The organism is Acerihabitans sp. TG2 (genome assembly GCF_035013185.1).
GTDB lineage: Bacteria > Pseudomonadota > Gammaproteobacteria > Enterobacterales > Enterobacteriaceae > Acerihabitans.
Genome location: NZ_JAYGJO010000037.1, coordinates 22,781 through 38,192, shown reverse-complemented (window position 1 = coordinate 38,192; position 15,412 = coordinate 22,781). Strand labels below are relative to the sequence as shown.

Here is a 15,412-nt window from a genome sequence, read left to right as displayed (position 1 = left end):
CCTGGAGGTACTCTTGTTCCGGGTAACAATTTTCATCATTCCTGTTTATCTGATCCAGCAGCCGCTTGTAGTTATACTGGTTCATTACAGAGCCGATTCGGGGTTCATCCTTCGCCACCTTATACAACTGCTCTAAAATGCCCTTCACCAGGTTGTTCGGCGGCTTTTCGCCGTCTATCAGCTCGAGGCTTTCCGGTGCTTGGTCCAGCGTCACAAAACCCCGCTCGCCCAGCGTATACTGCGGTAGTTTCTTGATGTCCGCCGCTGTCAGCCAACCCCCTTCAGGATGGATCTGATAGTGCGTCGCCGCGCCGTTCGCCTCAATAAACGGCACGCCCGACAGCGTCAGTATCCCTGGTGCGCGCGTTTTACGATCCGTGGCCGTCATCGTGCCTTGGGCGTTTTTCGCGTACAGCAGCGCACCCTTGGGGTATTTCAGGAAGGCGGGCGCGTCCGCGCCAACCTGATCCGGGTTGGTCAGGAAGGTCGGTAGCCTGTCGTCCATGCTCAGGCATTCGATATGCACCTGATAGCGTGACAGCTTGCCGTTATTTTCCGGCAACTGGTAGAAACCCATATGCCCGATGTTTTCACCGGCCTTAATCGCTATCGGCGTGGGCGGTGTGATAACGCTGCCAAACATTGGCTCGGCACTGGCTGACGTTGGGATCGCCACCGTCAGGTTGTCGTGGTCCGAGACCACCCAGACGCGGTCGCCTGTTTTCAGCATACCCACATCCCGCCTCAGCGTGACCAGGCTGAACGTGCGCGCCTGATCTCCCTCGTTTTTGGCCGGGCGGAGATACTGCTGTGCGGTGTTACCCGGCGCGTAGGTCAGCGGAAAGCCCGCTGGCAGCGAACCCACATTTTTTCCGGGTGGTATATCACCGCTGCTCAGGTAATATTTCAGGCTGGTGTTCGCAGTGCAGGGTACGGCGCCGTCAGCCTGAGCGCCGTAGGCCGGGGAACATTTCGCCCACCAGGACGGCATGGGCACTGCCGACGCGGCAGCCTTGAAGGCACCCTGGTCGGAGACTGCCCATAGCGTGGTGCCGGCGGCCAGGGTTTCTCCTGCCGCGTTTTTCGCGTCCGTGCGCAGGGTGACCTGCGTGAACTGACGGCGGTCGCTGGCACGCGTGATGATGGTGTTGCTCAGGGTCACGACGGTATCTTTGGGCAGCGAGCCCGCGGGGTGGGGAGCCAGCACATCTTGCGCGCTGGCGTAATAGCGCTGGTCGCCCGTTAGTTTCCGGTCCTTCGCCCCGCGTTCTGTGGCATAGGAGACAAAAGGAGCCATGTTCATGTACAGGGTGTGGAACGTCAGCCCGCTACTCGCGTTTTTGCCGGGCTGAATATAGTGCTTCACTAGCACGAACGACGTGGAAATATAAATATTTTCACCACGCCAGACGATGGCCGAGCGGTCATAGTCTTTGCACACGCGCCACGCCACAATTTCCCCGTCCGCCATGCAGCGGATAAACTGCTCGCCCTTATAAGGCGGGCGGTGCGCCAGATATGCCTGTTCTGCCACCGTGCTACCGCTCAGCGCGCACCAGGGCACGGTCGCATCGGTGATGTGGATACCGCCGTGCCACATGCCCTGGCTGCCGACCAGGTACAGCCCGGAGCTTTCACTGTTCAGGACCGACAGCAGTGTGTCAGTGGACGAAAATTCGTGGCCGTTTTTGTTCGACGGCACGGGGTAACTGATGTTGATAAATTTTGCCGGCATGATCCACGTCCTTGTTAACGACTCGCCCATTTAGCCGAGTTTTTCGCCAGATTATTGTCGATTGGCATTCTGCCGTTTTCACGGAAGCGGCATACACACCCCACTGGTTTAGGGCACCGTTGAACGCCTTCGCCGTTTCGACGTGGCGCGACAGCGTGTTCAGCTTTTCACGTATCCAGCCCTCCAGCCCCTCCATCAGCGGCTGGTTGCTGTGTTTTCTCACGGTATGTTGATTTTTTATACACTGGGTATTTTACCGGGCTGAGGGATTTCAAAACATAGACAGTGAGTTAACAAGCCATCGGTTGTCGCCCGTGGAAACCTTCAAGCAACATGGCCAGTTGCGCCGGCGTCAGGAACACTGTTTGCTCCCGGGGTGAGGGTAAGGCTGTTTTATAGGTAAGGCGACGCGCCCTCGCGCCAGGCGCTTGGATAGCAGGCACAGACCGTCAGCAGACCCGTGTAGATTGATGGGGTTGGGACAAATGAGAGGGGTTCGGATTGGCCAAAACATGCACTAAGGGCGTTTAAACAGGGTAATCAAGTCCATTAAATGGGGTAAAATCCAAAAAATTACCCCATTTATACGATTCATTACCCCATTGAGGCCAAGCTGATGTTGACTCAGGGAGGCAATGGAGCAAGGCCACTGTTCGTTATGGCATATGTGTGCATTATCGTCATACGCCCTCAGTGCCCGGTACTGTTAATGTATTGTGGCCTTGATATTTACGGGGTATTGGCAACGGACATTGCCGGTTTGCCGAAAGACATCAGGCTATGGGGCAACCTGCGTGGCTCCTCCGGGGGGTAAATACACGGTTTGCGTAGTGCGCCACGATGTAGCAACGGGAAACCGCGATTCACAATACGGTTATTCTATTGGTCGAAGAACCAGTAGCCCTGATTCACCAGCCCGGTTAACTGTGCCACAAAAGCCGGATCGTCTAGCGCCTCACCCAGTTCATTTTGACCGATAATGGTGTAGTGGCACAACGCGTCGGCGGCGTTGGGATTGACCGTATCTAGCGGTTCGCTATTGATAAAAAAGCTGTCACCGACCTGCAGAACCTTTAGCCCGCCCAGACGTTTGAGGACTTGACCTTCCCTCAGCGCGTCGACAATTTCATCGTTGTTATACCGTGGCTGCGCGGGAGCGATATCCAGCTCGTGGCGCGGTGTGGTCGCAAAACGACCAAACCATTGTTTAAAATCTTCCGGCTGATTGATCATATCAATCATCATCGTGCGCAGGCGATTAAGCTCATGATCTTCAACCCGACCCGGATGTTCCCGGCAGGTTAAATCGGGATCGCTGTAATGCTCGCCACCGAGATCGTTTTCCAGCGCATAGTCGGCGAAACTGCTGATTAAATCCCTGCCGTTTGGCCCGCGGAAACCGACGGAGTAGTTGAGTGCGGTTTCGTGAGTGAAACCATCGTGCGGGAAACCCGGCGGAATATACAGAATATCGCCCGGTTCAAGGTCTGCATCGATGATGGGGGGGAAGGGGTCAACGTGCAGCAGTGCTGGATGTGGGCAAAACTGTTTCATGGGCAGTTTAGCACCGACGCGCCAGCGGCGACGGCCCATTCCCTGGATGATAAAAACATCGTACTGATCGATATGCGGTCCAACGCCGCCGCCCGGTACCGAAAAGGAGATCATCAGGTCGTCTAAACGCCAGTCCGGCAGCACTCTAAACGGACGCACCAGTTCGGCCGACGGAGCATGCCAGTGGTTGACGGCCTGGGCCAGAAGCGACCAGCCGGTATCACCCAGATTATCAAAGTGCTCAAACGGTCCGTTGCTGGCCTGCCATTCTCCATTGGCATGGCTGACCAGGCGGCTGTCGACCTCTGCTTCCATCGCCAGACCCGCCAGTTCGTCCGGTGTAATCGGATCGACAAAGTCCGGGAAAGCATTCTTTATTATCACAGGTTGTTTTTGCCAGTATTTTTCTAAAAATTCTGGCCAGTTAAGGTTAAGTTGATAAGCCATGCTTTTACACCAGTGAGAAGACCAATGGCCCTGATTATAAAGAGTCTCCCCGCAGCCGCCTTGTCATGGGTCAAAGCGGTGAGTTCAGCCAGGCAAAAATGCTATCTTCATAACACCACCTTGCCTGTGTTTTGTGTCAGATACAGATGACACTATTAACACTGTTAGAAAAGACGATCACTGATCCAGAACTCGTCAACCTTGATAATATTAGAAAGATCAAACCCCACCATGTCCGCCTTAAAATCATCACTCTGCATATATTTTTTGTCTAATTCTTTAGGGATACTGTCTTTTGGATAGGTCACTATCGCCATAACCTTGTCAGCATTATTATCCGCACCTAAATAAACGTCATTTATGGCAATCCCGAATTTGGGTAGACTTGATAAGTGTTTCATCCAATGGTGCTGAAAGTACTCTGATGCAGCGTTTTTATCTTTAAGTGTATAAATTCTTAATTGTTTCATTATTTTTCCTTAATGGCTTTACATAGGATAGTCATCACCAGAAACGTGAGGACTCACGCGTCTATCTTGATATAAAAATAATGGCTCTTTCATTTCCTCCACCCATTGTATGTTGATACCGTCGGCGACTGACGGTTGACTCAGGCCGATAGGGTGGGGATTAAGCCGCGGTGACAAGGAAAATAACTTCCTGTGTCAACTCTTCCAACACTGAAGGCGTTAGTTGCATATCATTGCTGACCAGTTGTGGCGTAATGATGGGCAGTGAGATGGCTGATATCAGCAGTGCAAAAATGATATGAGGATTTTTCCCCCTTAACACCTGTTGCGCGATGGCCTGTTTGATTATTGGTATGCAGTTGTCTCGAAATGGCTTTACTATAAGCTCAAGCAGATGTTCCAGCCGTTCTTCACCTCTTGCCGCCTCATTAAGCAGCAGGGCAGGAAATTCAGGAATATCGGTGCTAATGAGAATGAGCAGATGAATAAAGTGTCGGGTACCTTCTTGAGGATTATCGGTAAACGAGTCGTTAATTTCCTTGAGTTTCGCCAGATGATGTACCTGCTTAACCTGCAGTCCCTCGAGTACGGCATTCCAAAGCTTTGCTTTTGAGCCAAAAATTCGTGCAATCAGCGCCATATCCACTTGCGCTTCGGCCGCAATTTTCCGCAGTGAGGTGCCCTCATAGCCATAACGCGAAAAGTGACGGGTCGCGACAGGAATCAGGGCCTCTTTACCTGAAACAATCCCGGTGGGACGGCGCCCACGTGGGGATACTGTCATTTTTTGAGATTGCATCAAACACCAAAATAAGTCATCAAGTGATGATTTATTTTGGTGGGAGTCCGATCCAGAGTCAATCACACTTTTGTCGAGATTGTGTCATTTCGCACGTTTTCCCAAAACATCGCGCTTCGTATTAGATCCTGTGCTGATTTATATACGCACTCTGCTGTGATTTTTCCGGCTGAATATACCGTGATGTTAGCCGGTGCTGGCCCCCACGCATTGTCTTCAGATTCGAGTTTACGGGGCGTTTTCTTCATTTCCTTGCCGGCGATGGTCGCACTACCACATGCTATATTTGGGGCATAATAGTGGCGTTCAGTCGGTGATGTTGATAAATATTCTTGTCATATCCAACTGATAATTATGGTTAAAATCCATAGGATAAGTGTAGGCAAAACGATGAAACTCTTTTTACGCATTGATGGCCATTTTTTTCGTGCTGTAGGGGTAGATCGCATTGATCACGTTCTTGAACCACCGGATGTTACCAGCGCAGGCCGTTATCATCGACTTGGTCAACCTACCCTGTACATGAGTCCTTCAATTGAATGGTCAACGATGGCGATTTCTGGATATATGAGGGAGGATGGCAGAGAACGGGTCATCGTTCCACTCATGGTCAGTGAGGCTTTTGTTGTAGACCAGCGGGATGAGTATGCATGCAACATACTTGGCATTGACCGTGAGCGGTCTAATCAATCCTGGCGCCCAGCGTTGTTGGCGGGAAAAGAACCTGCCTCATGGATTAATGCTGATATCGCCAGAAATGCCGGGGCGGATGGCATCATTGATCGTTCAAGAATGATACCTGATGGCTGGCATTTGAATCTGTTTCGCTGGAATGACTTGGGCGGGCCATCAGTAACAGTTTGCGGGGAACCGATACCGATATCGTTATCATCAGATGGCACTAAATGGGGGCTATAAAGAGTAATTTGTCACCAAAGTATCGTAATTTGGCTCAAATTCGGTTTGATGGGGCATTTAACCCGCGAGCAAAAGTTGTGGTTTTCTGTTTAATATCGATCAAAGGCAGCGCTGATCGTTGCGTGGATTCAGCATCCTGACGACAGCCGCTGCCCCTTTATGTATACATTGTAGCCACTCAGTGGTCTCACGGGAGACCGCAGAATGGGGAATTAATTAAGCTGATAATCAAGCGTTATTTCCGCTTTCAGCAGCTGTGATACCGGGCAGCCGGCCTTGGCTTTTTGAATAATTTTCTCGAATACTGCATCATCAATACCCGGTAGCTTCACGGTGCTGTTTAACGCAATTTTAGTGATGGCAAACCCGCCGTCCACTTTATCCAGCGACACGTCCGCCGTGGTATCAATGCTTTCCGGGGTATGACCTTCATCCCCCAGCATCAGTGATAATGCCATGGAAAAACACGCAGCATGGGCTGCGCCGATCAATTCTTCCGGGTTGGTACCCGCCGCACCCTCGAAACGGGTATTAAACCCGTAGGGTTGCTTTTTTAATGCCCCACTCTCAGTGGAGATGGTGCCTTTACCGTGTTTGATATCACCCTGCCAATGGGCCTGTCCTTTTTTATGAATCGTCATGTTTTTTCACCTTTTTTGAAGAACACGCCATAAGTATAGAAGATTGTGCCCATTCTGCCGGTGAGGGGGTAAAACGATGCCTGTGGTCGAGGTCAATAGGTCATGTATCGGGTCTTGTGACCTACCTATGCGGCTGGTAAATAACGTGCAATCTTGGATTTCAGCAGTGAGTCAGCATTTGCGTATATTAACGATTTTATGTATAGTTATATGCATAAAATCATTAACCAACGAGATGAATATGCATACAATTCATAACAACGTAGCAAGAACCAGCAAAGGCAATGCATGTCATAATGACCTGCTCGAGATTGCTTCTGAGCGGGCTAAAAATGTGTTTAATCATATTACCCGTCGAAAAACAGGCAACCGGGTAGTGCCGACTAAAGAAATGTTAGCGTTACCCGACAATGAGTTTCTGCTTGAATATTTGCTTTCCAATATGCTGGACGATGCCCTTGAGGACATCACGCCTGAAAAGAAGGCGTTGTTAAGAAAAGTAAAAAGTCGGGCAAAATTTTTGGATACCGTGAAAGCACACGGCGGTACTATTAAGTCATCACAGGTCGCGGAGCATATAGGCAAAAGTAAAGTGACGGTGAAAAATATGAAAGATGCCGGTAAGCTTTTAGCGCTCAAAATGGGCGGAGATTTTGTTTATCCTACCTTCCAGTTTTCCATTGATGACAATCTGACTGATGAAAATGGACTTTTGAATGGATTTGTCGAGATATTACAGCAACTTCACGATGTCGATGATGTTATGCAGTATGGATTTTTTGTCCGTTCCATTAACACACTGGAGTCGCGTTTAAACCAAGAAACATCGGTAATAGAAATACTAAAACACGGAGCCAATAAAGATGACCTTGAGCATATCTTGCGCCTTGCCCGTTTATATGGAACGCAAAATGCAGTATGACATTAATGAAAGGGTCAGGCTTCTAGGACACACATTTTTATATTTAGATAATCAGGACACCGAGATCGTCAGTGAGAATATCCGCAGCACGTTCATTATTGAAGTAAAAAGCGGAAAGCGGCACTAAATTTTCCATAGAGACAACGCCTCTTCCATTAGGATCTTCATGCCATAAAACAATGCAAACTTCACCTGTGGTATTGGACGTGTATCTCAAACCATCATAAAATTGACATAATAGATTGGCTATTCGTTGTGTGTTTTTATAGGAAGTTGTCGTTAAATCATGCATTGTCATTTTCATTTGTGTCATCAGCATATTGCCATCAACAATGTTTAGATCTCTGGCGGTTTTCAACGTTGCCATATGATAATCATCAAGTTTTTTCTCACGTAGTGCGGGTAATCCCTTAAATATCTCGCCAAGGGCAGCCCGAGGTTTTTCGGCCAAATACAACGTCCCTTTGGTGTGATGAACACCATAACGGCTTTTACTGCCATCGGGATTAAAAAAGACACCTTTCCCCTCCAGATAACCATCTTGCAGGCGGTAGAATATTTTTCCTTTCTTAAGTAAATACATTATGTTATCTGATTTATTAAGGAATTTTTCTTTGATTTTAGCCAGGTTTCTGTCGAGAACGTCCTCTGTAATACAGATCACTATTATCATCCTTATAATATAGAATATATTTTTATGGAAATGTCGTCATTGGTTTCTTTTGTCGCGTGAAATATGTGCGCATTTACTTTTTATGTTTATTAACGATACTATCGTAGTTAATTAAATTTGGAAAGCGATGCAAGCTTAAAAAATCCAGTTTTTAAGGAATTCGCGTAGATAGGTTTTAAAAAACACGAAATCATTATATGATGATAGAATAAATGGCTAATTAAATTATTATAAAAATATTTTTTTGAACATACTCCGGGCATGATAAATAAACATGCTATGAAAAATCGGCGTCAATAATAATATAGATCAAGCATACGTTGACACTGACAACATTAGATAAATCATCGCCACAGTCGCCACAGTCGCCACAGTCGCCACAGTCGCCACAGTCGCCACAGTCGCCACAGTCGCCACAGTCGCCACGGATAGCATCGTTGTACTTTTGCTGTTTTGGTTGTGTCAGTCATCAGCTATAGATTGCACCGAGCATTTGCTGAGGTTTTTATTGTGTTGGGCATTGAAATGGTGCTTTCCTCAGCGCTCACCTTTGCGGGTATGCCGCTAAAGGCCATACCCGAACCATGATGTAGCCATCAGGGCCCTGCTTTTTTTTGGCTACGCCGTTGCATGGCTTGGGCGTGATTATTACAGCGTGGTAATAACAGGTTTGACAACCTGGTCCAGCAGTCAACTAAATGAGTTGTTGCCTACGTTGATGATAATTGCGTTTGTTTATAACCATAGGGTCTACAACGTGAGGTTATCGGCGTGATGCGAGTACATCACTCGTGTATGCGACCTCTTAATTTAACATAAATGAACATAACATTGCTAATCTATAACAATATCCCTCAATATATTTACATTTTAAAATAATGAAGAATTAATCATAAATTTAAAAAAATTATTTTTAGAATAATCAACCCCATTATTTTGCTGATTTCAGCGATAAATTTATGCAGTTATTGTCCAATATACCACTGATTTGATATCTCGGTTTTGTTCAGAATGTGATATTAATCATGACATTTTGTAAAAAAAATACTCCAGACGAATTTATCAAAAAAATGTCGCTAAGTGGAATGTTACTCGATCTTAAAATATTATCCGTAGTAAGCAATAGAGAGCTCGCTAGTTGTTGATGAAAAAGAATTAATATTTTAATTAATTGTTTTTTATAGTAATTATTTGTGATTGTTATTAGGATTTTTCGTAGAAAAAAATTAATGGTTGTGTGCCATTTTATCTGCCAAGTGATAAAAAAACGCAGTATGAAAATATAATTTAATGAAAAAGTAGTTACTGCCGATATCATTGGTATGCGTAGCATTGAGTGTTTTCAGATTGAATCATTTTGTGCCTCCTGGCTTTTATCACTTTTCGTGGCATAGTCCCCGGTTTATAACCCACCAGCCAATCACACTTTACTGATTTGATTGATAACCCTACCTAAAAAGGAGCGCACGATGGCGCTAGTTAAGAAGGTGTCCGCAGTTGCCGCAGCCAACATTCGTGATTGCGGCAAGTCCTCTACTGCCGCCACGCGCGAGGCAGAAGTCCAGCGCAAGAAGGCACGCACGTTGGCAAAACAGCAACAGGCGGCAGAAAGGATCGCGGCGGCGACCTCTCAATTATCATCCGGTATCAATGAAGCCGCGTCAGCCGCAGAAGAACTGAAGCGCTCGACCGAGCAGATTGCCACCGGTGCTGAAGAAGCGTCGGGCGCCTCCCAAAAATCGCTGGCTGCGCTTAAGCAGATGGAACGGGCGATCATGCACCAGCTGAAAAATGCCGAAACGAGTCAGGCCAATGTCGAAGCGACCCAGGCCCTGGTGATCAAGGCCAGCGCCGAAGCCGCCAGTCTGGTGGCCAACGTCGGCATCTCTGCCACGCGCCAGAACGCCTCGGTAGTGATGGTCGCGGAACTGGAAAAGCAGGCTGCCAGTATTGGCGATATCGTCAAGGCTGTGGCGCGCATTGCCGACCAGACGAATTTGCTGGCATTGAATGCCGCCATTGAAGCCGCACGCGCCGGCCAGCATGGCAAGGGTTTTGCCGTCGTCGCTGATGAAGTGCGCACGTTGGCAGAGACCTCGGAAAAAAGCGCCGAGCAGATCCAGGAACTGGTCGGCGAGATCCAGGGCGAAGTTAAGGTTATCGCTGATGGTATCGGCGGCGCCGCCACACAGGTCCTGGCGGAAGTCGAAAACGGCAAAGTCATTATCGAGCAACTCGAACAGGTCCGCCTCGACTCAATCGACATTGTCGACGGCGTGCGAGAAATCGCCACCGGCGCGCAGCAATCCTCAACCGCCGCCAGGCAGGCGTTGAAGGGATCGGAAGACATTGCCGCCGCTGCCGAAGAGCAATCCGCCGCCGCCGAAGAGTCTTCTAATACGGTGGCAGAACAAAGCCTGGCATTAAGCGAATGTGAGCAGGCCGCGCAGAACCTGGCCGAACTGGCCGAAGAACTGAAAGTCTCGACCGACGTGGCCAAAAGCGCTGAAGAAGTGGCTTCTGCCGCCGAGGAATTGTCCGCCGCAGTGCAGGAAATTAGCCGCTCTGGTACGCAGATCATGGCTGCTATCGAACAGATTCGACGCGGTGCCCAGGTGCAGTCCGCCGGCACCGAGGAAACCGCAGCGGCGATTGATCAGATCGAACGTGGTGTCGAAATTGCGCAGCAACGCGGCAAGGTCAGTAGTGAAAAAGTCAGCGCCATCAAGGAACTGCTGGGCGCCAACAAGAGCCGTCTCGAGCGACTGATTGGCGGCATTGCATCCTCGGTCGATTCGTCGGGCACCAGCCTGAGCCAGATCAAAAAACTGGAACTGGTTTCACGTCGCATCGACAAGATCGTCGACGCCATCACCACAGTCTCGATCCAGACCAATATGCTGGCGGTGAACGGCTCAATTGAGGCTGCCCGTGCCGGCGAATTCGGTAAGGGTTTTGTGGTGGTGGCTACCGACATCCGTAATCTGGCGCACGATTCGGCGGAAAATGCCGATCGTATTAAGGACTTGGTTAAGGCGGTGCAGGACCAAATCGGCGTGGTCGGGCATGACCTCAGTGACATCATCGCCACCGCCGCCGCCGAAGCGGAGAAAGCCAAATCGATCACCAGCAGCCTGAATTCGATTGAAACCGAAATCAACGCTGTTGATATCGGTACCAGTGAAATTCTCAGCGCCGCCAATGAAATCGCTGGGGCGATCACCCAGGTCAAAGCCGGTGTGGATCGGATTTCCGCCGCTGCCCAGCAGGCTGAGCGGGCTGCCATCGAATCTGCCGCCGCCGCCAAACAACAGTCTCAGGGAGCAGAAGATTTGTCTGCCGCCGTCGAGGAAATCGCTTCGTTGGCTGACGAATTGCAAAGTGCATGACGTTCCCCCCTGATATGAGGAGACTGAAATAATGAGCAATGAAACACCGGACCCAAATATGGATACCCGCCATGTTGTGGATGCAGAGGATGAAGAAAGCACCTCGGCTATTCGTCAGTTCGTGACGTTCATCGTCGGCGATGGCGCTTTTGCGGTCGACATGGCGCCGGTGAAGGAAATCATCCGTGTACCGGATGTGGTGCGGGTACCGCTGGCTCCAGGCAGCCTGGATGGCTTGGCCAATTTGCGTGGCAAGGTGTTGCCGATCATTAGCTTGCGTCGCATCTTCGGTTTTGCCGAGCGTGTACATGATGACGCGTCGCGTGCGGTGGTGATCGACCAGGGCCAGCCGCTGGGTTTTGTGGTAGACCGGGTGGCCAGTGTGATAAGTGTCGACCCACGCCAGATCGAAGATACCCATTCCATCAGCATCACTGTCAATACCGAACTGGTCTCGGGTTTGCTCAAAGACGTGGGCGGCTATCCGATGATCATGGTACTGGACTTTACCAAGCTGATTAACACTGAATTTGCCGGCATTAGCGCCATGGCGCACCGTCACAGTGATAGCAGCATGGAAGTCGCATGTCAGCCCGGCAAAGAAGACAATCAGTTCGGCGACATTCTGCAGTTGGTCAGTTTTGAAGCGGCTGGACAGGAATATGCCATCGTGATCGACGATGTGCAGGAAATCGTCCAAGTGCCCGACACCATTGTGCGTGTACCGCATTCGGCTTCGCATGTGTTGGGCATGATGATTTTGCGTAATCGGTTGTTGCCACTGGTCTCTCTGCGCCTGATGTTCGGTCTGCCGGAGCGCGAGTCCGACGAGGAAAGCCGCATTATGGTGGTATCACTGGGTGCTGTCTCGGTGGGCGTGGTGATGGATAGCGTCAATGAAGTCCTGCGCGTGGCGCGCGCCGATGTGGATGCCATGCCGACCCTGCTCGCACGGGAAGGTGACCTGTCCGAGATCACCGAGATTTGCCGGCTCGACGGCGGCAAGCGTCTGGTGTCGATTCTTTCAGTAGCAAACATGTTCCGGCACTCTGCGGTGCGCGAGGCATTGTCGAAGGTGGATGCAATGAAACAACAGCAGGACCAAACCCGTGCCGACGAGCAGGATGACGACGCCAGCAATGACGAAGAACAGGTGGTCATCTTCCGACTTGGCAAAGAGGAATTCGGCGTGCCAATCGAGAGCGTGCAGGAAATCGTACGCATTCCCGAGGAATTGACCCATGTGCCCAAGGCGGCCTCGTCGGTAGAAGGCGTGATCAATTTGCGTGGTGCGGTGTTGCCGGTGATTGACTTACGGCGCCGTCTCGGGCTTGAGGTTATCGAACGTACCGACGGACAGCGCATCATGGTCATTTTGATCGAGGGTGTGCGCACCGGCTTTATCGTTGATTCGGTGGCCGAGGTGCTAAAAATTCACACGTCGAGCATCGAACCCGCGCCTCATTTGTCCGGCGACCCGTCGCGCCTGCTGGCGCGCATGGCCAATTTGGAAAAACACAAGCGCATGGTGCAGCTGATCGATCCCCTGTACCTGATGGAACATCATGAACAGTCTGATCATGCTGTGGTTGTGGCTTAAGGTAAAAGGACGTACTGACGATGATCAAGTTGCTTATTGTTGATGATTCGGCTTTGATGCGACGCCAACTGTCGACGCGGTTTAACGCTGAGGGTGACTTCACGATCCGTCTGGCTCGCAATGGCAAAGAAGCCGTGGAGGAGAATCACGCTTTTCAGCCAGATGTGATCACCCTCGACATCAATATGCCGGAAATGGATGGACTGACCGCCTTGTCGATGATCATGGTGGAACGTCCGGTGCCGGTGGTGATGGTGTCGTCGCTGACTGAAAAGGGCGCATTGGCAACCTTCGAGGCACTCAATCTGGGTGCGGTGGACTATATCGTCAAGCCTGGCGGGACAATATCGCTGTCGATTGATCGGGTCCTCGATGCAATAGTCAGCAAGGTAAGAGTGGCCGCCAAGGCACGCATCAAGCCACCGCTCAGAGCACGGGCGGCTCGGCCCGGTTTTGTGCCGCGGGTCGTGGCGAGCGAAAATGCACCGGCCAGCCGCACCAGCCACTTAGGCAATGGCCTGGTGATCATTGGCGTGTCGACCGGCGGGCCGCGTACGCTGGAGGCGATTTTGCCGCTGCTGCCGGCCGATTTTCCGTGGCCGATACTGGTTGCACAGCACATGCCAGCCAGCTTCACTTTGCCCTTCGCCCAGCGTATGGACGGCCTGTGTGCCCTGAATGTGGTGGAAGCCAGCCGGCCAATGATGCTCGAACCCGGTACCGTCTACATCGGCAAAGGCGGGGGCGACATGGTGGTGAGCGAACGCTTAGGCAAGCTGACCGTGTTGCCCAAGCCGGAAAACGCAGCCTATCTGTGGCATCCCTCGGCCGAGTTGCTTGGCCGTTCGGTGCTCGAGCACGTCGACCCGACCCTGGTGGTGGCTGTGATGCTGACCGGGATGGGTTATGACGGCGCTGATGCCTTTGCCGAACTCAAAAAAAGAGGCGGCCGCACCATCGCCGAGTCGGAAGATTCAGCCGTGGTATTTGGTATGCCGGCCGAACTGATTGCCCGGGGCGGTGCCTCGGTCGTGCTGCATTGCGAAAAAATCGCCCAGCAAATTAACGCCTGGGTCAGCTAAGCCATGTCTGACATTGCGAGAGAAGACGAGTGATTGCCGCCGCGTGATTATCCTGGCCTGCCGTTGAGCGATAGTACGCATCATGGCCGTCAATGTCCTGGCGTCGCGGGCCAGCGACGCTGGAAAAATAGCGCATTGAGGCCATTAATCATGATCCGCAGGTTAACGTCTGCGGCACCGTTGACAAACTGCTGGGCGAAGTCGTTTCCCTGGCCGCGCAAGACGCGCTGACTTGTCTGGGACTGTGTTTTTTCGCAGGCCCGTATATCAAGTTTATTGCCAACCTGGCATTAAAGCTTACTGCAAAGGCACACGCTGGTATGGCTGACATTAACATTAGCGATGACAACTTCCGTAAATTCCGGGAATTTTTCTATCGTAAGACCGGGATTCAATTCGAGGAATCGAAACGCTACTTCGTCGATAAACGACTGCTAGAGCGGATCGAAAAAACCGGCAGCGAGACCTTTCGACATTATTTCACGATGCTGCGTTTTGACGCTACGGGCGTGGAATTACAGGCGCTGGTCAACCTGATGACCATTAACGAAACCTATTTTTTTCGTGAAGATTACCAATTTGATTGCCTGGTCAATTCGATCTTGCCCGAAATCGTTGCCGACAAGATCGATGACACTCCGATTCGGATCTGGATTTTGCCCTCGTCGTCCGGCGAAGAAGCCTACTCGATCGCCATGTGCCTGCTGGAGCGCTGGCCCGGGATCAGTCAATGGGATGTTGAGCTTATCTCCTCCGACATCGATACCAAGATCCTGGCCCAGGCACGCGCTGCGCTCTACACGCCGCGCTCGGTACAGCATGTTCCCAGAGCTTACCTGCAAAAGTATTTTCAGCCGGTTGGGCTGAACTACCAGCTCGGCGATGATTTGCGCGACGCGGTGGAATTCACCCATGTGAATCTGATGGATGCCACCGACGTGATGCCATATCGCAACTTCGACGTGATTTTCTGCCGCAATTTATTGATCTACTTTGACGACCTGTCGCGTAAGCAGGCGGCGGAAACATTTTTTGATGCGCTACTCCCGGGCGGCTTCATCTGCCTAGGGCATTCGGAATCAATGAGCCGAATTTCTCCCCTTTACAAGGCTCGCCAGTTCCCAGAGGCGATCGTCAATCAAAAAGTTTTGGAGCAAAAATGAAGCATATTCTCATTGTGGG

General features: G+C 50.7%; 12 protein-coding genes and 1 pseudogene. 7 read left to right on the top strand and 6 right to left on the bottom strand.

What is annotated here, in order from left to right; genetic code table 11:
* A pseudogene (locus tag SJI19_RS22280) lies at window positions 1-1,735 on the bottom strand (hypothetical protein); the annotation flags it as partial.
* A 616-nt stretch (window positions 1,736-2,351) separates the two neighbouring features.
* Between SJI19_RS22280 and SJI19_RS22275 the strand changes: the two are divergent.
* Entirely contained in the window at window positions 2,352-2,549 is a 198-nt protein-coding gene (locus SJI19_RS22275) for a hypothetical protein (protein ID WP_323480458.1), read from the top strand.
* A 65-nt stretch (window positions 2,550-2,614) separates the two neighbouring features.
* Here SJI19_RS22275 and SJI19_RS22270 read toward each other — a convergent pair whose 3' ends face one another.
* The 3 genes from SJI19_RS22270 to SJI19_RS22260 all read right to left on the bottom strand — a co-directional run bounded on the left by SJI19_RS22270 (window position 2,615) and on the right by SJI19_RS22260 (window position 5,071).
* Window positions 2,615-3,736, bottom strand: coding sequence for a cupin domain-containing protein (locus SJI19_RS22270; RefSeq protein WP_323480457.1), 1,122 nt, complete (start codon window positions 3,734-3,736; stop codon window positions 2,615-2,617).
* A 164-nt stretch (window positions 3,737-3,900) separates the two neighbouring features.
* Window positions 3,901-4,206: a hypothetical protein gene (locus SJI19_RS22265; protein WP_323480456.1), complete on the bottom strand. Its 306-nt coding sequence runs from the start codon at window positions 4,204-4,206 to the stop codon at window positions 3,901-3,903.
* A 160-nt stretch (window positions 4,207-4,366) separates the two neighbouring features.
* Window positions 4,367-5,071: a TetR/AcrR family transcriptional regulator gene (locus SJI19_RS22260; protein WP_323480455.1), complete on the bottom strand. Its 705-nt coding sequence runs from the start codon at window positions 5,069-5,071 to the stop codon at window positions 4,367-4,369.
* Window positions 5,072-5,395: 324 nt separating this feature from the next.
* On the opposite strand from SJI19_RS22260, the gene SJI19_RS22255 reads away from it, so the two are divergent.
* Window positions 5,396-5,923 carry an RES domain-containing protein gene (locus tag SJI19_RS22255; protein ID WP_323480454.1) on the top strand — a complete coding sequence of 176 codons (528 nt, stop codon included), beginning with the start codon at window positions 5,396-5,398 and terminating at the stop codon, window positions 5,921-5,923.
* Window positions 5,924-6,135: 212 nt separating this feature from the next.
* Here the strand turns inward: SJI19_RS22255 and SJI19_RS22250 are convergent, their stop codons facing one another.
* Entirely contained in the window at window positions 6,136-6,564 is a 429-nt protein-coding gene (locus SJI19_RS22250; RefSeq protein WP_323480453.1) for an OsmC family protein, read from the bottom strand.
* Window positions 6,565-6,805: 241 nt separating this feature from the next.
* Between SJI19_RS22250 and SJI19_RS22245 the strand changes: the two genes are divergently transcribed.
* On the top strand, window positions 6,806-7,486 hold the full coding sequence (locus SJI19_RS22245; RefSeq protein WP_323480452.1) for a hypothetical protein: 681 nt from the start codon (window positions 6,806-6,808) through the stop codon (window positions 7,484-7,486).
* A gap of 43 nt (window positions 7,487-7,529) precedes the next feature.
* Here SJI19_RS22245 and SJI19_RS22240 read toward each other — a convergent pair whose 3' ends face one another.
* Complete coding sequence (locus SJI19_RS22240) at window positions 7,530-8,150, bottom strand: RES family NAD+ phosphorylase (protein ID WP_323480451.1); 621 nt, start codon at window positions 8,148-8,150, stop codon at window positions 7,530-7,532.
* Between the two features lie 1,478 nt (window positions 8,151-9,628).
* Between SJI19_RS22240 and SJI19_RS22235 the strand changes: the two genes are divergently transcribed.
* The 4 genes from SJI19_RS22235 (at window position 9,629) to SJI19_RS22220 (ending at window position 15,393) form a co-directional block, all read left to right on the top strand.
* Window positions 9,629-11,548 carry a methyl-accepting chemotaxis protein gene (locus tag SJI19_RS22235; protein ID WP_323480450.1) on the top strand — a complete coding sequence of 640 codons (1,920 nt, stop codon included), beginning with the start codon at window positions 9,629-9,631 and terminating at the stop codon, window positions 11,546-11,548.
* 31 nt (window positions 11,549-11,579) lie between these two features.
* Window positions 11,580-13,148, top strand: coding sequence for a chemotaxis protein CheW (locus tag SJI19_RS22230; RefSeq protein ID WP_323480449.1), 1,569 nt, complete (start codon window positions 11,580-11,582; stop codon window positions 13,146-13,148).
* A 20-nt stretch (window positions 13,149-13,168) separates the two neighbouring features.
* Window positions 13,169-14,230 carry a chemotaxis-specific protein-glutamate methyltransferase CheB gene (gene cheB, locus SJI19_RS22225; protein WP_323480448.1) on the top strand — a complete coding sequence of 354 codons (1,062 nt, stop codon included), beginning with the start codon at window positions 13,169-13,171 and terminating at the stop codon, window positions 14,228-14,230.
* A 320-nt stretch (window positions 14,231-14,550) separates the two neighbouring features.
* Window positions 14,551-15,393, top strand: a complete 843-nt coding sequence (locus SJI19_RS22220; RefSeq protein WP_323480447.1) for a protein-glutamate O-methyltransferase CheR — start codon at window positions 14,551-14,553, stop codon at window positions 15,391-15,393.
* Window positions 15,394-15,412 lie beyond the last annotated feature (19 nt).